The 19,217-nt window shown below is 40.0% G+C and carries 15 protein-coding genes; 11 read left to right on the top strand and 4 right to left on the bottom strand.

Annotated elements, in window-relative coordinates:
* Positions 1 to 540: 540 nt before the first annotated feature.
* The 3 genes from F903_RS01675 to F903_RS01665 all read left to right on the top strand — a co-directional run bounded on the left by F903_RS01675 (position 541) and on the right by F903_RS01665 (position 5,182).
* Complete coding sequence (locus F903_RS01675) at positions 541 to 1,380, top strand: class D beta-lactamase OXA-289 (protein ID WP_081400730.1); 840 nt, start codon at positions 541 to 543, stop codon at positions 1,378 to 1,380.
* 328 nt (positions 1,381 to 1,708) lie between these two features.
* Entirely contained in the window at positions 1,709 to 3,430 is a 1,722-nt protein-coding gene (locus F903_RS01670) for a GGDEF domain-containing protein (protein ID WP_005194023.1), read from the top strand.
* A 54-nt stretch (positions 3,431 to 3,484) separates the two neighbouring features.
* The gene (locus F903_RS01665; protein ID WP_005194020.1) at positions 3,485 to 5,182 is read left to right on the top strand and encodes a P-loop NTPase family protein; all 1,698 of its coding nucleotides are present in this window, start codon (positions 3,485 to 3,487) and stop codon (positions 5,180 to 5,182) included.
* Positions 5,183 to 5,210: 28 nt separating this feature from the next.
* On the opposite strand, the gene uvrA is transcribed toward F903_RS01665, so the two are convergent.
* A complete protein-coding gene (uvrA, locus tag F903_RS01660; protein WP_005194014.1) occupies positions 5,211 to 8,042 on the bottom strand; it encodes an excinuclease ABC subunit UvrA in 2,832 nt (943 codons plus the stop codon).
* Positions 8,043 to 8,409: 367 nt separating this feature from the next.
* Here uvrA and F903_RS01655 point away from each other — a divergent pair, with 367 nt between their 5' ends.
* From F903_RS01655 to F903_RS01645, 3 genes are all read left to right on the top strand, one after another.
* Complete coding sequence (locus F903_RS01655; protein ID WP_034594675.1) at positions 8,410 to 9,012, top strand: TetR/AcrR family transcriptional regulator; 603 nt, start codon at positions 8,410 to 8,412, stop codon at positions 9,010 to 9,012.
* A 3-nt stretch (positions 9,013 to 9,015) separates the two neighbouring features.
* Positions 9,016 to 9,993: a zinc-binding dehydrogenase gene (locus F903_RS01650; RefSeq protein ID WP_005194009.1), complete on the top strand. Its 978-nt coding sequence runs from the start codon at positions 9,016 to 9,018 to the stop codon at positions 9,991 to 9,993.
* Positions 9,994 to 10,062: 69 nt separating this feature from the next.
* Positions 10,063 to 10,416: a DUF1304 domain-containing protein gene (locus F903_RS01645; RefSeq protein ID WP_005194008.1), complete on the top strand. Its 354-nt coding sequence runs from the start codon at positions 10,063 to 10,065 to the stop codon at positions 10,414 to 10,416.
* Positions 10,417 to 10,560: 144 nt separating this feature from the next.
* On the opposite strand, the gene tenA is transcribed toward F903_RS01645, so the two are convergent.
* The gene (gene tenA, locus F903_RS01640) at positions 10,561 to 11,235 is read right to left on the bottom strand and encodes a thiaminase II (protein ID WP_005194007.1); all 675 of its coding nucleotides are present in this window, start codon (positions 11,233 to 11,235) and stop codon (positions 10,561 to 10,563) included.
* Between the two features lie 175 nt (positions 11,236 to 11,410).
* On the opposite strand from tenA, the gene F903_RS01635 reads away from it, so the two are divergent.
* The 3 genes from F903_RS01635 (at position 11,411) to ssb (ending at position 14,612) form a co-directional block, all read left to right on the top strand.
* Positions 11,411 to 12,493, top strand: a complete 1,083-nt coding sequence (locus F903_RS01635; RefSeq protein ID WP_005194006.1) for a DUF475 domain-containing protein — start codon at positions 11,411 to 11,413, stop codon at positions 12,491 to 12,493.
* Between the two features lie 136 nt (positions 12,494 to 12,629).
* Entirely contained in the window at positions 12,630 to 13,994 is a 1,365-nt protein-coding gene (locus F903_RS01630; protein WP_005194005.1) for an MFS transporter, read from the top strand.
* Positions 13,995 to 14,045: 51 nt separating this feature from the next.
* Positions 14,046 to 14,612, top strand: a complete 567-nt coding sequence (ssb, locus tag F903_RS01625; protein ID WP_004673380.1) for a single-stranded DNA-binding protein — start codon at positions 14,046 to 14,048, stop codon at positions 14,610 to 14,612.
* Between the two features lie 97 nt (positions 14,613 to 14,709).
* On the opposite strand, the gene F903_RS01620 is transcribed toward ssb, so the two are convergent.
* Both F903_RS01620 and ycaC read right to left on the bottom strand, forming a co-directional pair.
* Entirely contained in the window at positions 14,710 to 15,633 is a 924-nt protein-coding gene (locus F903_RS01620; protein ID WP_005194004.1) for a LysR substrate-binding domain-containing protein, read from the bottom strand.
* Positions 15,634 to 15,704: 71 nt separating this feature from the next.
* The gene (gene ycaC / locus F903_RS01615; protein ID WP_005194002.1) at positions 15,705 to 16,331 is read right to left on the bottom strand and encodes an isochorismate family cysteine hydrolase YcaC; all 627 of its coding nucleotides are present in this window, start codon (positions 16,329 to 16,331) and stop codon (positions 15,705 to 15,707) included.
* Between the two features lie 289 nt (positions 16,332 to 16,620).
* On the opposite strand from ycaC, the gene F903_RS01610 reads away from it, so the two are divergent.
* Positions 16,621 to 17,487: a pirin family protein gene (locus tag F903_RS01610; protein ID WP_005194000.1), complete on the top strand. Its 867-nt coding sequence runs from the start codon at positions 16,621 to 16,623 to the stop codon at positions 17,485 to 17,487.
* Between the two features lie 430 nt (positions 17,488 to 17,917).
* Positions 17,918 to 19,216 (top strand): FAD-dependent oxidoreductase, encoded by a 1,299-nt coding sequence (locus tag F903_RS01605; RefSeq protein WP_034594671.1) that lies wholly within the window; start codon positions 17,918 to 17,920, stop codon positions 19,214 to 19,216.
* The last annotated feature ends 1 nt before the right edge of the window (position 19,217 follow it).

Raw genomic sequence — 19,217 nt, 5'->3', positions numbered from 1 at the left:
TTAACAAATAGATATAATTGTTTAATGCTAGGAAGAAAGATCATTTTTAAGTGCTGTATGAGATTTGTTTGATTGGTTAATTCGATTGTTTCAATCGTTTTTTACATTCAATTTGTGCTGGCTTGTGTCATAATTTTGCCATTAAAAGTGTGGTTTAAACATATTTTTTTAATAATTTTGCGATGAAATATACAAAAAAAAGCGAATAATTTTTGATGAAATCATGATCAATTTAAAACTGAGAAAGAAATGATTTAAAGATTTAATTTGATTTACCGATTAAGTCTTTAAATGTAATTTGTTTAATCGGTTTTACATTGTGAGGTATAGTTCACATAATGTGAAGCAAGAGATAGGTAATTTGCATTTTACGATCTCGGAACATTTTCTTTGTGTATTTGTAGTTTACTAGCTCAGCTTTCCCCAAGGTTGAGCTTTTTTTTGTCTGTTCATTTCCTATTATAGATGAGATAACAATACAGAGCGAATAATACAAAAGGTTTATAGTAATCAAATCTATACTCGACTTCTGCTTTTCTTATGCCAAAAATACTAAAACATCTTAGCCTTTGCGCATCTGTAATGATTGGACTGACCTTGCTTGGTTGTCAAAATTTTCACGCCCCAACTCAAAGCGCCGTGTCAAAAAAACACGATCAAACCGAGATCGCTTCTTTATTCCAACATGCTCAAACTGTTGGCGTATTTGTTACATATGATGGGCAAACACTTCAAGCATATGGCAATGCGTTGAGTCGATCGAATACGGCTTATATTCCAGCCTCAACCTTCAAGATGTTAAATGCTCTGATTGGGATACAGCATCACAAAACTTCACCAAACGAAGTGTTTAAATGGGATGGCAAAAAGCGTGCTTTTGCGAGCTGGGAAAAAGATTTAACTTTAGCCGAGGCGATGCAGGCATCAGCAGTGCCTGTTTATCAGGAATTGGCTCGGCGTATCGGGTTAGAGTTGATGGCGAACGAAGTAAAACGCGTTGGCTTTGGCAATGCCGAGATCGGAACGCAAGTCGATGATTTTTGGTTGGTTGGCCCGCTTAAGATTACCCCAATTGAAGAGGTTAAATTTGCTTATGCTTTGGCAAATAAGCAGCTTGAATTTGACCAATCTGTGCAAAAACAAGTGAAACAGATGGTCTTCGTTGATGAAGTTCATGGAACTAAGATTTATGCCAAAAGTGGTTGGGGGATGGATGTAACACCGCAAGTGGGTTGGTGGACGGGCTGGATTGAACAACCGAATGGACAGGTGATTGCATTTTCTTTAAATCTGGAAATAAATAAGCCTGAGCACGGTGATGCGCGTAAAGCGATTGTTTATCAAGCATTACAACAATTGAAATTGTTACAGAAGCAATAAATATTTTCTTAAAAAAAGCCCAACTTTAACGAAAAAGTTGGGCTTGGAAATAGGATGTTTATACTTGGGGGAGAAAACATCCTAGAGGGTTAAAAGTACAGATTCTGGTATTGCTTGGCTTGATTAAATTATGTGCGAATGATCTTAATTTGTAAAATTGATAATTTTCATCTTTAGAATCTATTTATCCAATAGTCTTGCTGCTAGGTGATTTGATCAATGATATTGAGGAAATTGAAAAGTTGCTGTGGTTGAGAGAACACAGGTAAAATTATTGATTGTTTAAAAAATAATCTGGATGGCTTTTTGAGAAAGACAAGGTGGGTTTATGGGACGTAACTTAAGACGTGTTAAATTACGTTCAGAACAAATCAGCCTTCGACTTTTTGTCTGTATGGCGATCATTATCTTATCAATTCTATATATTTCTATTCCTTTAATTCTGAATAGTTTTCAAGAATATAATAAAACAAATCAGGTTTTGACTGAAATCACCAGCTTACGTGCATTAGTCCAAACTGCAAATAAGATTTCTAGAGAGCGCGGACCTGCAAATAAGGTTATGTCGAGTACATTAGAAGAAATAGAAAAAAATAAACAGGAATTGGCTGAGTTTAGATTGGTCGTTGATAAGCAGATTAATGAAACAGTATCGACTTTAAATCAAGCGGGTTTCACATCAGTCGCAGCACAGCTCCAAACTGATGTGAAATTAAAATTAGAGCAGGCGCGTAAAATCGTCGACGCATATGCGGAAATACCACAGTCTCAACGCACATCGCAGCAACTTGATCATGCCATTTTAACCATGTTCAGTGTCTGGGATAACAGCCGTGAGCTTCTCAATGAGTTGATGGCGCAGTCGAAAAGTAAAGACAGTAAGATGTCGAATTATTTTATTTCTATTTTGATTCTAACGGATATGCGTGATCAGGCAGGACGAGTTGCATCTAATGTTATGGCACCGATTACTTTTTCTGAAAAAATTTCTGATATAAACCGTGCGAGGACTTTGCAAACAGAGCATCAGGCTAAATATCTGTGGTCCTTAGTCGATATAATTCAACCGCAATATATGAAAACTTCTGATTACATCCGATTACACCTACGTGTAAGAACGGAGTTCTTAGAGCAAGGATTACCTATCATCCGTAGATTGTTAGATGAAAGTCAAAATAATCAAGCGTATTTTTTAACAGGGACGCAACTGACAGAACAAATTGTTGATAAATACACCACGGTCATGGATCTACAAAAGTATATTTTAGATTACAGTGTCCATATCGCAACGCAACAGAATAAAAAGGCCAAACAACAGTATTTTTTTACTCTAGCGATTTCAAGCTTATCACTGTTGATTGCTTTTTTTACGATGATCTATACCAAGAGAAAGGTGTTTAGCCCTTTGATTAAAGCACGTGAAATGATTTTGGGTTTATCGGATACGATGCATGGGCCACCTTCTCGTCAGAAATCAAAACATGAGTTTTACTCCTTGTTTGAAGCGATTGATAAATTAAAACTAATGCTTAAGCAGCGTGATTTGATGGAATCACAATTAAAACAAATTGCGAATTCTGATGTTTTAACGGGTGTATCAAATCGGTTGGCATTGGAAGAATATATTAATGATTTGACTGCTAAGCCGAATGCGCTATCTCAGACATGTGTGTTTGCGATCGATATTGATCATTTTAAGTATGTAAATGATCAATATGGGCATCTTGTTGGCGATGAGGTGATCGCAATGGTTGCTAATCAACTCAAGCATCATGTACGAGCTTCTGATCTTATCGTGCGTTATGGTGGTGATGAATTCTTAGTCGTGATCGAGAGTATTCAAATGGATGCCGCCATGGCGATTGCGGAAAGTATTCGCTTAGGGATTTCTACGCAAAGTATCGCTGTTACAAGTCTTGGCAAGTCAATTCAGATTTCTGTCAGTATCGGGGTGGCTATTGGTGCAGAGAGTTGGTTAGAGCTGTTAGAAAAAGCGGATCAATCGTTGTTAAAAGCCAAAGCCAAAGGGAAGAATGTAGTGGAGGGTTGATTAGTTTAAATAATTAATTATTATAAGGTTTGACTACTAAAGCATTTTTATTCTATGAATATCTTGGAAAAAGAAAAAAGACTCGAAGAATTATTAAAAAATAATATAAAAAATGAAAAAATTGGCACTGCAATTGCGATTACAGGGGCTTGGGGAGTTGGGAAAACATTTTTTTGGAAAAGCTTTTTAGATAAACAATTGAGTGATGAACGAGTTTATAAAAAAGACAATGTCTTTAATCGCAAATATGCTTATGTTTCTTTATTTGGATTAGAGTCTTTGAGTGATTTAAAGACTCATATTTATAGTAGCATTGAAAGCTTCCATTCGACAGTAGAAATTCCTAAATGGATTAAGAGCTTACCATCGGTTTTTAAAGATACTCGTGTTACGCAATTAGGAATAAGTGCTCCTGTTAAACTAATTGATAATTTAATGTTTAGTCGAGTTAGTGATGCAATTATTTGCTTTGATGATTTTGAGCGGATGTCCGATAAACTGAATATTAACGATGTCATGGGTTTAGCAAACTACTTAAAATTAGAAAAAAATTGTCAGGTTATTTTGATTTTAGATGAAGATAAAGCTGAGGGTAACAATAAGAAAAAGTATGCGGACTATAAAGAAAAGTTAATTGATGAAACAATTATCATCAACTCTGTTGAGCCCTTGATTCGGGAAAATGCTAAAAACATTCATGATCAACTTGTTAATTTGATGATCGAGTTTGCCGACAAATTGGAAATTCATAATTTCAGATTTTTCCAAAAAGTGATTAAATTATTCCAATATTTTTTGAGTGAATTACCTGATGAAGTTGCTTATTCAACTAAAGAGATTATCTTAATAAGAATTTTACAAGGTTACTTAATTCATGATTTCCAACAGTTAGAATATAGATGGGATGATTGCCAATATTATATAGAACAGAAACGAGAGAATTGGTCGGATAGGAAAAAACAAACTTATGAAAGTTTGCAAAAGGTATCTTATTCATTCAATCGTGAGGATGAATGGTTAATTCAATTTCAAAAGTGGTTTGAGCAACGAGATAGAGTCGATTTTTCTGAGTTAAAAAAGCTTGCTCAGTCTGATCTGATTTCAGATGAAAATAATCAGAAAAAGGCTAATTTTAATAAGTTATTTGATAATTTTTGGGGACTATCTATAGATGAGAGTTTCTCAGAGAAATTATTTATTGCTTCAGAGCAAGTCATAGGATTAGAGGGATTACATAATTTAAGCTTTGCCTTGGACATTTTAGAACAATTGGGAGAAGCCCAAAAAGTAACGTTACTTGAACGGAAAATAAAGGAATGGATAGAATTAAAATTAGGAGAAAATAGGAATGCTTTTGATAAAATGGATATGTTTGGTAATGTAAAACATGTATTCAAAGATTTTATATTAATTTATAAAAAACAAAATGAATTTAAGGGTTTACCTAAATTAATTGATGTAATCCACCAATATATTGATACCCAAAGTTATAGCTCAGAGCACGTTCAAGCTTTGGAAAATGCGACAAAGAGTGAATGGGAGCAAGTGTTATTTGCACAAATACCACATGATGACCGTTTTCAGCGTATAAATAGTAGTCAAGTTGTTGAAAAAATGATTAAGCAATCTATGAAATCGGAACTAAATTCAAAAATTAGAAAAATGATTGCTGAAGTTTATGAAGCCAAAGGACAAGAATCAGCTTTCCATAAAAGATACATGGATTATTTGATTTCACGGTTAGATGATTAAAAAAGGGCTCATTCGAGCCCTCTAGTAATTACTTCAACATCGTTTTTAAGAACTTACCTGTATGTGACATTTCAACCTCAGCCACTTGCTCAGGTGTACCTTCCGCGATGATCATACCACCGCCTGAACCTCCTTCAGGACCGAGATCAATCACCCAATCGGCGGTTTTGATCACATCCAAATTATGCTCAATCACCACAATGGTATTACCCTTATTGCGTAGCTCATACAAAATGTCGAGTAACTTGGCAATATCATGGAAATGTAGACCTGTTGTCGGCTCATCCAAGATATATAAGGTTTTACCTGTATCTCGTTTTGCCAATTCACGTGCCAGTTTAACCCGTTGTGCTTCACCACCTGAAAGCGTGGTTGCAGCTTGACCTAAACGGATATAACCCAGACCAACTTGCATCAAAGTATCTAAGCGACGGTGAATCACAGGAATCGCACTAAAGAATTCTGCTGCATCTTCAACCGTCATTTCCAAAACATCAGAAATGTTCTTGCCTTTATAACCAACTTCTAAAGTTTCACGGTTATAACGCTTGCCATGACAGGCATCACACGGTACATACATATCAGGTAAGAAATGCATCGCCACCTTGATCATGCCATCGCCCTCACAGGCCTCACAGCGTCCACCTTTGACGTTAAACGAGAAACGACCTGCACTATAACCACGTGCTTTGGCTTCAGGTGTTTGCGCAAATAATTCACGAATTGGCGTAAATAAACCTGTATAAGTGGCAGGATTCGAGCGCGGAGTACGACCAATTGGACTTTGGTCAATATCAACCACTTTATCGAGATGCTGTAAGCCATCAATCGAATCAAATTTTTCTGCGGTCAGTGTGGTTGCGCCATTCAGCTGAGTTGCAGCCAAAGGCAATAAGGTACGGTTAATTAAGGTCGATTTACCTGAACCTGAAACGCCAGTGACACAGGTCATGATGCCCAGTGGAATGGTGAGATCGACATTTTGTAAGTTATGACCACTTGCCCCAGAGAGTTTGATAAATTCGTCTGGGCGTGGTGATAGGGTGCGTTGCTTAGGTATCTCGATTTTCAGTTTGCCTGAAAGATACTGACCTGTAAGCGAGTCTTTATTGTTGGCAATTTCATCATAGCTGCCTTCACCGATAATGACGCCGCCATGGATTCCTGCACCCGGCCCAATATCAATAATATGGTCCGCAGCACGAATGGCATCTTCATCATGTTCAACCACAAGCACGGTATTGCCCAAGTCACGTAAGCGAACGAGGGTTTGTAACAAGCGATCATTATCACGTTGATGTAGACCAATCGATGGTTCATCCAGTACATACATCACGCCCATCAAGCCTGCACCAATTTGCGAAGCGAGACGAATACGTTGTGCTTCACCACCCGAGAGGGTTTCTGCTGAACGTGCCAAACTCAAATAATTCAAACCAACGCTGACCAAGAAATGTAAACGCTCACGAATCTCTTTAAAGATCTTATCGGCGATTTCACCTTTAGCACCTTCAAGACTGAGGTCTTGATAATAATTCTCGGCATCCCCAATCGACATTTGGGTGATTTGGGCAATGGTTTTATCTTTGACACGGACGTGACGTGAGATTTCATTGAGACGCGAACCATCACAAGCATCACAGGCTGCATTAGATAAATATTGTGCCAAATCATCACGCACATAATTTGATTCGGTTTCACGATAACGGCGCTCTAAATGCGGCAATACACCTTCAAAGGCTTGAACACGGTTGTGTTTACGACCACGCTCATCGATATAACTGAGGTCGATTTTCTCTTTGCCTGTGCCTTGTAAGAATTTCTTTTGCGTGTCTTTATCCAGCATATTCCACGGTTCATCTAAGCCAATGCTAAAATGATCTGCGACTTTTTGCAACATGGTGTAGTAATACGGACGCTGTCTATCCCAACCTCGGATAGCCCCTTGGCTAATCGCGAGTTCAGGATTTGGAATCAGTTTATCTGCGCTGAAATGACTGCGTGTGCCTAGGCCATCACAGACAGGGCAGGCACCAAATGGATTGTTAAACGAGAATAAACGCGGTTCAAGTTCTGCCACAGCACGATCACATTTAGGGCATGAATGTTTGGCTGAAAAAACACGTTCAGGGTGTTCTCCATTCATCCATGATAAAACGGCAATGTCACTACCTAAACGCAGCGCTGTTTCAAAAGACTCTGCGATACGATTGCCTAAGTCATCACGGACTTTAAAACGATCCACCACCACTTCAATGGTATGTTTTTTCTTTTTATCCAGTTCAGGTGGGCTATCAATATCAATAATTTCGCCGTCGACACGTGCACGTACAAAACCTTGACCTTGTAATTGTTCAAACAGTTGAGTGTATTCACCTTTACGTTCACGTACCACAGGCGCAAGCAACATCAGTGCGGTGCCTTCTTCTAGCGCTTTGACCGCATCGACCATTTCTGAAACGGTTTGTGCCACCATCGGGAGGTCATGTTCAGGACAATACGGTGTGCCGACACGCGCGTACAGCAAACGCAAATAGTCATAGATTTCAGTAATCGTGCCGACAGTTGAGCGAGGATTGTGGCTCGTGGATTTTTGCTCAATCGCAATTGCAGGAGATAGACCTTCAATGGAATCAACCTCAGGTTTTTCCATTTGCGAAAGGAATTGGCGTGCATAGGCTGAAAGCGATTCAACATAGCGACGTTGGCCTTCAGCATATAATGTATCAAATGCGAGCGATGATTTCCCTGAACCTGAAAGCCCTGTGATCACCACAAACTTGTCACGTGGAATATCGAGTGACACATTCTTTAAATTATGGGTACGTGCACCTCGAATACGGATATGACTTTGGCTCATTAAAACATCTCAATAATATGCAAATAGAAAATCAAACGACGTTGAACATTGATGTCATGCATCATCAATTATTCAATTTAAATGCAATGCTGGAAGATTCAGTACATCTAAATTTAAAATAATTTCTGAGCAGCATCTTACTGTTGAACAGGTCTTATATGATAGCGCCTTAAAATTGTTCAAGTGGTATAAAAATATTTAAAACGACAAATTGTGACGGTTAGACCACATTTATAACCACTGTCTCACGCTAACCGAGTTGTATTTTTATCATTCATTGCCACAGATATCTACAGCTAAGGTGTAGGCGAAGAAAAATACACAACTTTACTAGACGACTGGTCTAATATTAATTTATAGTATGGACATGAAACGATCAATGAAGAGTGAAGCAACTCGACAACACATTTTAGATACCAGTTTTGAATTGGTACTGCGTAAAGGTTTTGTCGGCGTTGGCTTACAAGAAATTTTAAAAGCCTGTGATGTGCCGAAAGGTTCGTTCTACCATTATTTTGCTTCAAAGGAAGCCTTTGGTTGTGCTTTGTTAGAACAATATATGGCTGACTATAAAGTACGAATGGAACAACTTTGGCAGCAGAGCGAATCAAGTGCTTATGCACGGTTGATGGCTTTGTGGCAGGCGTGGATTGACGATCCTATTTATGGCAGTTGGGCAGAGAATTGTTTAATTGTGAAACTCGCGGCAGAGGTTTCTGATCTATCAGAAGACATGCGACAGATTTTGAACTTGGGTGTGCATCGGCTTACGCAACAGCTGGCTTTATTGCTGCAAGAAGGGCAACAGCAAGGTTCGATTCCGACACATCTTGACCCATTTAAAACAGCTCAAGTGATGTACCAGCTATGGTTAGGTGCTGCATTGATGACCAAATTGGCACAGGACAAAGCACCATTACATTTGGCCTTAGAAACCACACAACAGCTGTTACAACCGATACAGGAATAAATTATGCAAAGTATTATCCATCATCAATTTGGCGAACCCGTAGACGTTTTAGCGTTAGGTGATATGCCTCAACCTGAACCCAAAGCGGGTGAAGTACGTATCAAGACCATCATGTCTCCGATGCATAATCATGATGTTTGGACCGTGCGTGGTAGCTATGGCTATAAACCGACGCTACCTGCGATTGGGGGTAGCGAAGCGGTAGGTATTGTCGATGCAGTCGGTGAAGGCGTTGATCAAAGTAAACTCGGTCAACGTGTAGCAGTCGCTGGTGTCCATGGAAGTTGGGCTGAATATTTTATTGCCCCTGCACACAGTATCATTGCTTTAAACGATGCGATTGATGATGAAACAGCAGCACAATTGATCGGGATGCCGATTAGTGCCTTGATGTTATTAGATTTCGTGAATGTTCAAGCAGAACAATGGTTGATTCAAAATACCGCCAATGGCGCAGTCGGTAAAACAGTTGCCATGATTGCACAGGCACGTGGTTTACAAGTCATTAACCTAGTACGTCGTACAGATGCAATTGCTGAGATGCAGGCTTTAGGTATCCAACATGTGGTTGCAACTGATCAGGAGGATTGGAAGCAACAAGTCAAAGCCATTCATGCGGATCAAACTCTGATTGCTGGGGTCGATTCAATCGGTGGAACGGCTAGTGGTGAGATGCTGAATTTGCTAAGTGAAAATAGTCTATTGGTTTCATTTGGCAGTATGACGGGCGAAACCATGCAGATTTCATCGGGTGATTTGATATTCAAACAAGCGACGGTGAAAGGTTTTTGGGCAAGTGTGGTCAATAAAGAAATGCCAGCAGAACGTAAAAAAGCGTTGTTTGTTGAGCTGTTAACGCTTGCGACACAAAAGAAACTGACTTTACCTGTTGAGGGTGTTTTTAGTTTTGATGACATTAAAACTGCTGCACTGAAGGCGACTCAGGGCGCTCGTCAGGGTAAAGTATTATTAAAACCATAATTGGAAAGATAGCAGATCAGCCGCGCGGTTGGTCTGTTTAAGTTCAGACACAATAAAAAGGAAAAAAGTATGATCGGACAACTGCTTGTAGGATTGATTGCTTTATTGCATGTTTATATTTTAGTGCTTGAAATGTTTTTGTGGGATAAACCCGCGGGTTTAAAAGCATTTGGTAATAGCTTGGAAAAAGCACAACTGACCAAGGTCTTGGCACAAAATCAGGGTCTTTATAATGGTTTTCTTGCCGCAGGTTTATTGTGGTCGTTGTGTGCACCTGAAAGCTACGCATTGCCTTTAGCGAATTTCTTTTTAGGCTGTGTGTTGGTGGCTGGTATTTATGGTGGGCTGACCGCCAGTAAAAAGATTATTTATATTCAAGCTGTGCCGGCATTGATTGCTTTAATTGCGGTTAACTTTTTTTAATGGATAAAGGTATTCACTCGATCTCGTTTGTGTTTTAATGCAATCAGTTTGAGATGAGCCTCATACAGTATATCGGACGATACGATATACGACTAAGCCCCTTAATTGGGGCTTTTTTACGACGATATAAATGATTTTAATCGGTTAAATGTTGTCTAAACCGAACCATTGACGTTTTTGATAGGCACTGTCCCAAAACAACCATTCCAGTTTTGCACCCATGGTATAAGCTGCGTGCATTTTTGCTAAAGTATCTTCATCACAGCGCGCCGCTACTTTATCCACGGTTGCTATCACATTGCGTACCGCTGTATTAAATTCTTCACCTGCATAAGTATCTATCCATGCTTGGTACGGATTATTCGCAACCGATTGGCTCACGATGTCTTTCCCCACTTCCGCGTAAATCCAGAAACAAGGCAGTAGTGCTGCCAAAATCACGGGATAGCTTTCTGACCAAGCGGTCGCTGTCAGGAAAGAGGTGTAATGATGGCAAGCGAGTGTCAACGGCGTGTTTTCAAATTCGGTTTTAGTGACGTCAAATTCCTGCATAAAATCATTATGCAAACTGCGTTCGACAATGATCGCAATTTTGGCAGCCTCAGAAAATTGAATCACATCATCTGCATCAAAGGCTTTTGCGGCAGCAACCGCAAGCGCACGACCATAAGCCAATAAATAATGTGCATCTTGAATCACATAATGACAAAAAACCGTACGATCCAAGGTTCCCGCAGCAAGTTCTTGGTTAAAGGGCAAGGCTAAAATTTGTTGATATAAATCATGGTTGCGTTGCCAAAGTGTCTGGGAAAAAGTCATCAATTGAACCTGTTAGAAAATGATAAAAATGCATCTTGTTCAAACTATAACAGAACTCCGTTTTAATCGCTTTTGATCTCAAAATAACTCCAACAATCTGCACTATCTTTCGGCAAAAACTCGCCTACAATAGACACATTTTTATGACCCAACAATTTCGAATAAAAGGCTGCTCATGAAGCATTTCCGTTTTTCAATATTCTTTACGATTGTGTGCTTGGCACTGTCCGCTTATTGGGGCTATACGCATGGCCCTGAGGCGGGTGTGTCAACCATGCTCAAAGCCTTAACCATTACTGTTATTTTAGCAATTATGGAAGTTTCGCTCTCGTTTGATAATGCCGTGGTGAATGCCTCGGTGTTACGTAACTGGAATCACTTCTGGAAGATGCTGTTCTTAACCGTCGGTATTTTAGTTGCTGTATTTGGCATGCGCTTGATCTTCCCAATCTTGATCGTGGCTGTAACCGCAGATATGGGCATGATGGAAGTGGTGAAATTGGCACTGAATGATCCAATGGCATACTCTGCTCGCCTCATGGAGCATCATCCTGAGATTGCTGCCTTTGGTGGCACATTCCTGTTAATGGTGTTTTTAAACTTTTTCTTTGATGATGAAAAAGAAACCCATTGGTTCCGTTGGATTGAATCCAAGTTAGCCCATCTGGCTAGCGTACCTGCAATGTCGGTCTTTATCGCTTTAGTGGCGATGTTGATTATGGCTGCGCATGTCGATGAAGCGAAGCGTTTGGTTGTGACCATGGCGGGTATTTGGGGCATTGTGGTTTACATTGGCGTGAAAGTCTTAAGTCATTTACTGGGTGGTGAACCTGAAGTGGATGACAATGGAAATGCAGTAACCCACGGTGCTGATGGTGCCTCGAAAGGTATGGTAAAAGCAGGGATTGGTGGTTTCTTGTATTTAGAAGTGCTCGATGCATCTTTCAGTTTCGATGGCGTCATTGGTGCGTTTGCGATTACCAGTGATGTGGTAATCATCATGCTCGGTCTAGCGATTGGTGCGATCTTCGTGCGTTCGATGACGATTTATTTGGTCGAGAAGGGTACTTTAGAGGCTTATATTTTCCTAGAACATGGCGCGCATTATGCGATTGGTGCTTTGGCCTTTATCATGATTACCAGTGGTACGGGTGTGCATGTACCAGAAGTGGTGACAGGTTTGATTGGTGTGGCATTTATTGTTTGGGCGGTGATCGCTTCTATTCAATATAACAAGCGACAGCAACAATTGTCTTAAGCTTGAATTCAGTTTACTGAATTAGCATGATATGAAGGGGCGGGAACGTCCCTTTTTAATTTTTTGGTTGTGTTTTTATTTAACGCTTTGTGAGCGGATGGCTTATAATCCGCTGAGCCAGTTTTAGTATCTTGAAATGATGAATGCTTTAGAACGCCGTTCAACCTTTGCCTTAAGTAGCATCTTTGCCTTACGCATGTTGGGCTTGTTTATGATTATTCCTGTATTTGCGGTTGCAGGACAATCATATCAGTATGCAACACCTGCATTGATCGGTTTGGCAGTCGGCGTATATGGACTGACCCAAGCACTATTACAAATTCCATTTAGTTTGCTGGCTGATCGGTTTAATCGTAAGCCTTTGGTCATCCTTGGCTTATTGTTGTTTGCACTCGGCGGTGCGATTGCGGCCATGTCAGAAACTATTTATGGGGTGATTATTGGACGTGCGATTGCAGGTGCTGGCGCGGTTTCTGCGGTGGTCATGGCTTTGCTGGCAGATGTGACGCGTGAAGAGCAACGCACTAAAGCCATGGCGATTATGGGCATGAGTATCGGTCTGTCATTTGTGGTCGCCTTTAGCCTAGGTCCTTGGTTGACTCATCTCGTGGGAATCTCAGGGCTGTTTTGGGTTACCACACTGATGGGCCTGATTGCGATCGTGATGTTGTCGTTGGTTCCCAAAGTCACTCGTCATCATCGAAATTTTCAACAAGGCTATTTGCCACAGCTCAGACAAGTTATTCAAATGGCCGATTTGAATCGCCTGCATGTTTCTGTTTTTTCTTTACATTTACTTTTAACCGCGATGTTTTTATATGTACCGTCACAATTAATCGAATATGCACAAATACCATTGGCACAGCATGGTTGGGTGTATTTGCCGCTCTTGCTGATTAGTCTGTTTTTTGCTTTTCCAAGCATTATCATTGCTGAAAAATATCGCAAAATGCGCGGCATTTTCTTGTCTGCAATCGCAGGGATTATTCTCGGACTCTTTATTTTGATTTTTGGTTATGAATCAAAATATCTGTTATTGGCAGGTTTGGGTATTTTCTTTATTGCGTTTAATGTGATGGAAGCGCTATTGCCATCGTGGTTGTCTAAATCGGCACCGCTGCAATCCAAAGCGACTGCGATGGGGGTGAATGCCAGTGCCCAATTTTTAGGTGCATTTTGTGGTGGTATTTTGGGTGGTCAATTGATCATGTTACAGAATACTGCACTGGGTTGGAGTGTGCTGACAGTCATTGCTATACTGTGGCTGTTGATTAGTTTTCGTCTCGCCCAGCCGCGTTATTTGTCTTCAGTGGTGTTTACATTACCTGAAATTAAACAAATGGATGAGTGGACTTCTAAACTATTGGCAATTCGTGGTATTGAAGAAGTTGTGGTGATGCCTGATCAGCAAGTTGCTTATATTAAAGTCGATAAACAGTGCTTAGATGCTGCCGCGCGACATGATTTAACGCAGCTGTTGGGGAAAGAGCTAGCCATTTAAGCATAACTCTTATAAAGTAAAACACAGAAATACATAGGATGATGACAGCTAATGCGTGGTGTGAATAAAGTAATTTTAGTCGGTACTTTGGGTAAAGATCCTGAAACAAAAACTTTTCCAAATGGTGGCTCGCTCACACAGTTCTCGATTGCAACAAGTGAATCGTGGACAGATAAAAGTACGGGCGAACGTAAAGAACAGACTGAGTGGCATCGTATTGTATTGCATAACCGTTTAGGTGAAATCGCGCAGCAATATTTGCGCAAAGGCTCAAAAGTGTACATCGAAGGTTCATTGCGTACCCGCCAATGGACAGACCAAAATGGTCAAGAGCGTTACACCACAGAAATTCGTGGCGATCAAATGCAAATGTTGGATTCACGTCAGCAAAGTAGTGAACAAAGCGGTGGCGATTTCAACCAACCACGTTTTAATAACAATAATAATCAAGGTGGTGGTTACCAAAATACAGGTTATAACAACAATAACCAAGGTGGCCAGGGTCAAGGCAATTATGCGGGCAATCCACAAGCGGGTAATGGTTTTAATACACCAAAATCTGCACCACAACCTGCTGCGACAGCACCTGCTGATTTAGATGATGATTTACCATTTTAAATCGCAAGCTTAGAAATATTAAAAAGGCATAAAACTGAGTTTTATGCCTTTTTTGTTTTAGTTATGGCGTAGAAGCAATAATTTCCTATTTTTTAAACTATAGGCTATAACCGCTGTCTGTTTCTGCCAGTTGACGAAGTCCATCGATTAACGTGTCGATAAGCTTTTCAACCACCAAGCGTTGTCCTTTTCGTGACGCATAGACCAACTGAACCGTTCCTCGATTGGATTTCCATTCAGGGAGAATATGAATTAGTTTGCCCTTCTCAATATCGGCTTGCACGGTTAAATAGGGTAGGTCTGCGATGCCGATGCCATCACTTACCGCATAATACACGCCAGCTAAATCATTACTTTTTACTCGAGGTGAATAAGGAACATCAACCGTTTCATCACGATTCACGCTGCATAAGTGCCAAACATATTGATTTTTCTGAATGCCCAAAGCGACACTCGGGTAATCTTGTAATTCTGAATAATGTTGGATCTGTTTGCCTTGTAATAATTCGGGGGCTGCAACCAAACAATGTTCAGTGCGGATCACATCACGAACAATCAGGCTTGAATCTTCAGTGGGTTCAAAGTTGGTTCGGATCGCGATATCAATATCATCATGTAATACGTCGACACGGCGGCTGGTGAGTTCTAAGGAGATTTCAACTTTGGGATGGTTTTTTAAAAATTGATTCAATAACTTGCGTACTTGAAAATGCATCATTAAAGGCGGACAGCTAATTTTGACCAAACCTTGAGGTTCACTTTTTTGTTTGAGCAATACATTTTCAGCACATTCAACTTGAGCAATCACCTTGCAACACTCTTCATAAAACTCTTGTCCGAGTTCGGTGACTTTAAAATGCCGTGTAGTTCTTTGAATCAGACTTACATTGAACTTATTTTCTAGATCAATAATACGTCGACTCAGTTTGGATTTGCTGATATTTTCCGCTTCACTGGCTGCACTAAAGCCGCCATGTTTTACCACGAGATAGAAATAGTAAAAGTCATCAAATGAGTTCATCACGGCAAATGAAATCCTATAAAGGTTAAAGATTAGAATAGCATTGACTATTCTAATCTTTATTGAACATTTTATTTTTGTGAGGTGTTTTGATTGTAACTATTGATCAGGTTGCGATAGTCAGGGATATGATTTGAGAACAATGCACCTAAACCTTCGATATCATTACGCCAGTCACGATGCAATTCACACGCCATGCCAAACCAAGTCATCATTTGTGCGCCTGCGCTAGACATACGATCCCAAGCAGCGTCGCGGGTTAAGGCATTAAATGTCCCCGATGCATCAGTAATCACAAACACTTCAAATTCTTCTGCAAGTGCTGAAAGCGTAGGGAAAGCGACACATACTTCGGTGACGACACCTGCAATAATCAATTGCTTTTTACCTGTCGCTTTGACGGCTTTTACAAAGTCTTCATTGTCCCATGCGTTAATTTGACCCGGACGAGCGATGTAAGGTGCGTCTGGGAATATTTCTTTGAGTTCTGGAACCAACGGACCATTTGGACCATTTTCAAAGCTTGTAGTTAAAATGGTAGGTAAATTAAAATATTTCGCGGCATTTGCCAGTGCCAATACATTATTCTTAAATTTATCCGGATCAATATCACGAACTAGAGACAGTAAACCTGTTTGATGATCGACCAGTAGTACAGCCGCATTGTCTTTGTCTAGGCGAATATAGTCTTGACTCATTAGTGGTATTCCTCATGTTTTTGTAAAATGAATAAGAGCGTAGATGATCTCTTTTTCGTATTGCTCAAAATGATGCTAGCTAAATTTATAAGTTGAATGAAGTCTAAGAAATGAGATTATGAATATCAAAAATAGGATGATTGATGATTCTAGCTACTCATGTGGTTTTTATTAATCTGATTGTCCCATATATAGAATAATGTGTTGTCAATCTATGTCTATAAGCCGTCCTCGCTGAAGCGTACAATCTATATTAATAACAGAACTTCTACCTTACAGGAGAAACCAAATGAAAAAAATTCTCGGTGTGTATCAAAATAAGCAGATGCACTGGGTCGGCGATGGTTTTCCCGTCTATAACTTATTTTCCTACGACCGTTTAGGACAAAGTATTAGTCCATTTTTACTCTTGGATTATGCTGCGCCATATCGGTTTGATCCAACCACAGCACAACATGGTGTGGGTTCACATCCACATCGCGGTTTTGAGACAGTCACTATTGCCTACCAAGGTGAGGTGACACATAAAGATTCTGCGGGTGGTGGTGGAACCATTCAAGCGGGCGATGTGCAATGGATGACAGCTGGTGCAGGGATCTTGCATCAAGAGTTTCATTCTCCTGAGTTTGCTCAGCAGGGTGGTTTATTTGAAATGGTACAACTCTGGGTAAATTTGCCAGCGCATTCAAAAATGACACCAGCAAAATATCAAGCCATTGAAGCTAGCCAAATCCAAAGTATTGCGCTTGATGATGTCGGAAGTGAATTACGCGTCATTGCTGGTGAATATCAGGATACGGCAGGTGCAGCAAGCACATTTAGCCCTGTTAATGTATGGGATGGAACTTTAGTTGAAGGTCAAGCACATACCTTTTATGTGACGGAAGGGCATAGCGCATTGTTTGTGTTGCTTTCAGGAGAGGTGGTATTCAATGAAACTCAAACGATTGAAGCACCAAGTTTGGTGGTTTTAAGTCGTGATGAGATTGATTTTAATATCAAGGCCCAACAAAACAGCAAATTCCTGATTTTGACAGGTCAGCCACTGAATGAGCCAATTGAAGGTTATGGCCCATTTGTGATGAATAGCAAAGCCGAAATAATGGAAGCGATTAATGATTTTAATCGTGGTAAATTTGGAGGAATAGCGAGTTAATTCATTTATTAATCAGTTATCTATAAGAAAGCCCGAAACTCCATTAGAGTCTCGGGCTTTCGGTGTAAATGGTGCTCTATTGATTTTTTTAATATTATGTCACTTATAATTATTCAGCTTGTTATGTGACTTAGTTCTCGTTATTGTTTAATCAGAATAGCGCGATTTTTGTCCTTTGCAAAGCCTTTCAAGTACAAAAAATGGATAAATAAAGACGGATCTGTATAATTATTGCTGTTTTTATATAATAAATTTAATAATTTCATGTGTTTATGGTTAAAATTTTAATTGTGATAAAGTGTAACAACAGATATTAACCACATTTCGACAAAACTCTGACTTTAATGCTGAATCTGGTATTTTTTAATACCGTATTTAGGTTAAGGATCAGTCATAATCAATAAAAATCATCAACTGATGGGACATAATTTTGGATATTGCAATTATAGGCAGTGGAATGGCAGGGCTTGCTGCAGCCAGAATCCTACATGATGCAGGACATAAAGTGACGATATTCGAAGCACTTGCTGGTCGAGGCATGGATAGTCATAGTATCGATTTTGATGGTGGGATCATTGACGCACCTTTACGTGTGATGAACCCAAAGCTTTGGAAAAATACGCTGAGCTTGGCGAGCTACTTGGGCATTGAAACATTCCCAGTACGTACTTTTATGGCCTGCAGTTGGTTATTTGAAGACAGAACTGAAACATGGTTGACCACGTCGCGTAGCCGCATTGGTAATTTTCCGATCATTAATAACCGTAAAGGCATCCAACAATATGGTTGGCGACTGGTTAAAGGCATGTTGCAACTCAAAACTGCGGTGCATCAATTCTTTAAATCAGACAATCAAGACATCACTTTAGCTGAATTTATGAATCAATATCATATTGAGGAAGTATTTTGGCATGGTACGGTGATGCCTGTTCTGTATACCATTTGCACCTGTCATCCCAAAACCATTGGTGAGTGGCCCGCAAAACCATTATTAGAATTTATTCGCCAACTCACTGAAGGTGAAGCTTTGTTACGAATGAAGGGCGGTACACCTGCTTTGGTCAGCCGCTTAATTGAAGGGATTGAAATTCACAGTGGTTCACCTGTGCAAAAAGTAGAACAACAAGGCGAACAAATCTTGGTTGAAAATGAGCAAGGTGAAAGCCAGCTTTTTAATCGTGTAGTGATTGCAACGCCAACCCCTGTCATCGAAAATTTCCTGAAGCAACCTCAATTTGCCGATGACATTGCCTTGCTACAAAAGTTCAGATTTGAGCAAGGTGATCTCGTCATTCATACCGATCCAATCGTGATGCCAGAGCGCCGTAAAGATTGGGCGGTATTGAGTTATATGATGGATCGTAAGTTTGTCCGTCAGCAATTCACGGTTTGGATCAATGCAATTGAGCCAAGTTTAGTTGGTAAAAATGCAGTGTTCCAAACATGGTGTCCTGTGATTGATATTGATCCAAAGAAAATTATTTCCAAGGTGAAGCTGACGCGTGCTGTGGTTGACTCAGAAACCGTCGCACTGAATAAGCAGATTCAACAACGTCATTTAGATATCGACCGTAAAATCTTTTATTGTGGTTCATGGTCATGTGATGGTTTGCCAATCTTAGAATCAGCGGTCACCTCTGCGATGAAAATTGCTGAGATTATTGGTGCTCCAGCTCCCTTTGTTGGGCTTAAACCTAAAGTTACGGTCGCGCCTGAACTCGGTTATTAAG

This window comes from Acinetobacter sp. NIPH 298 (genome assembly GCF_000369505.1).
GTDB lineage: Bacteria > Pseudomonadota > Gammaproteobacteria > Pseudomonadales > Moraxellaceae > Acinetobacter.
Note: the sequence above shows the minus strand (reverse complement) of the source record. Positions and strands in the feature narration are given on the sequence as shown.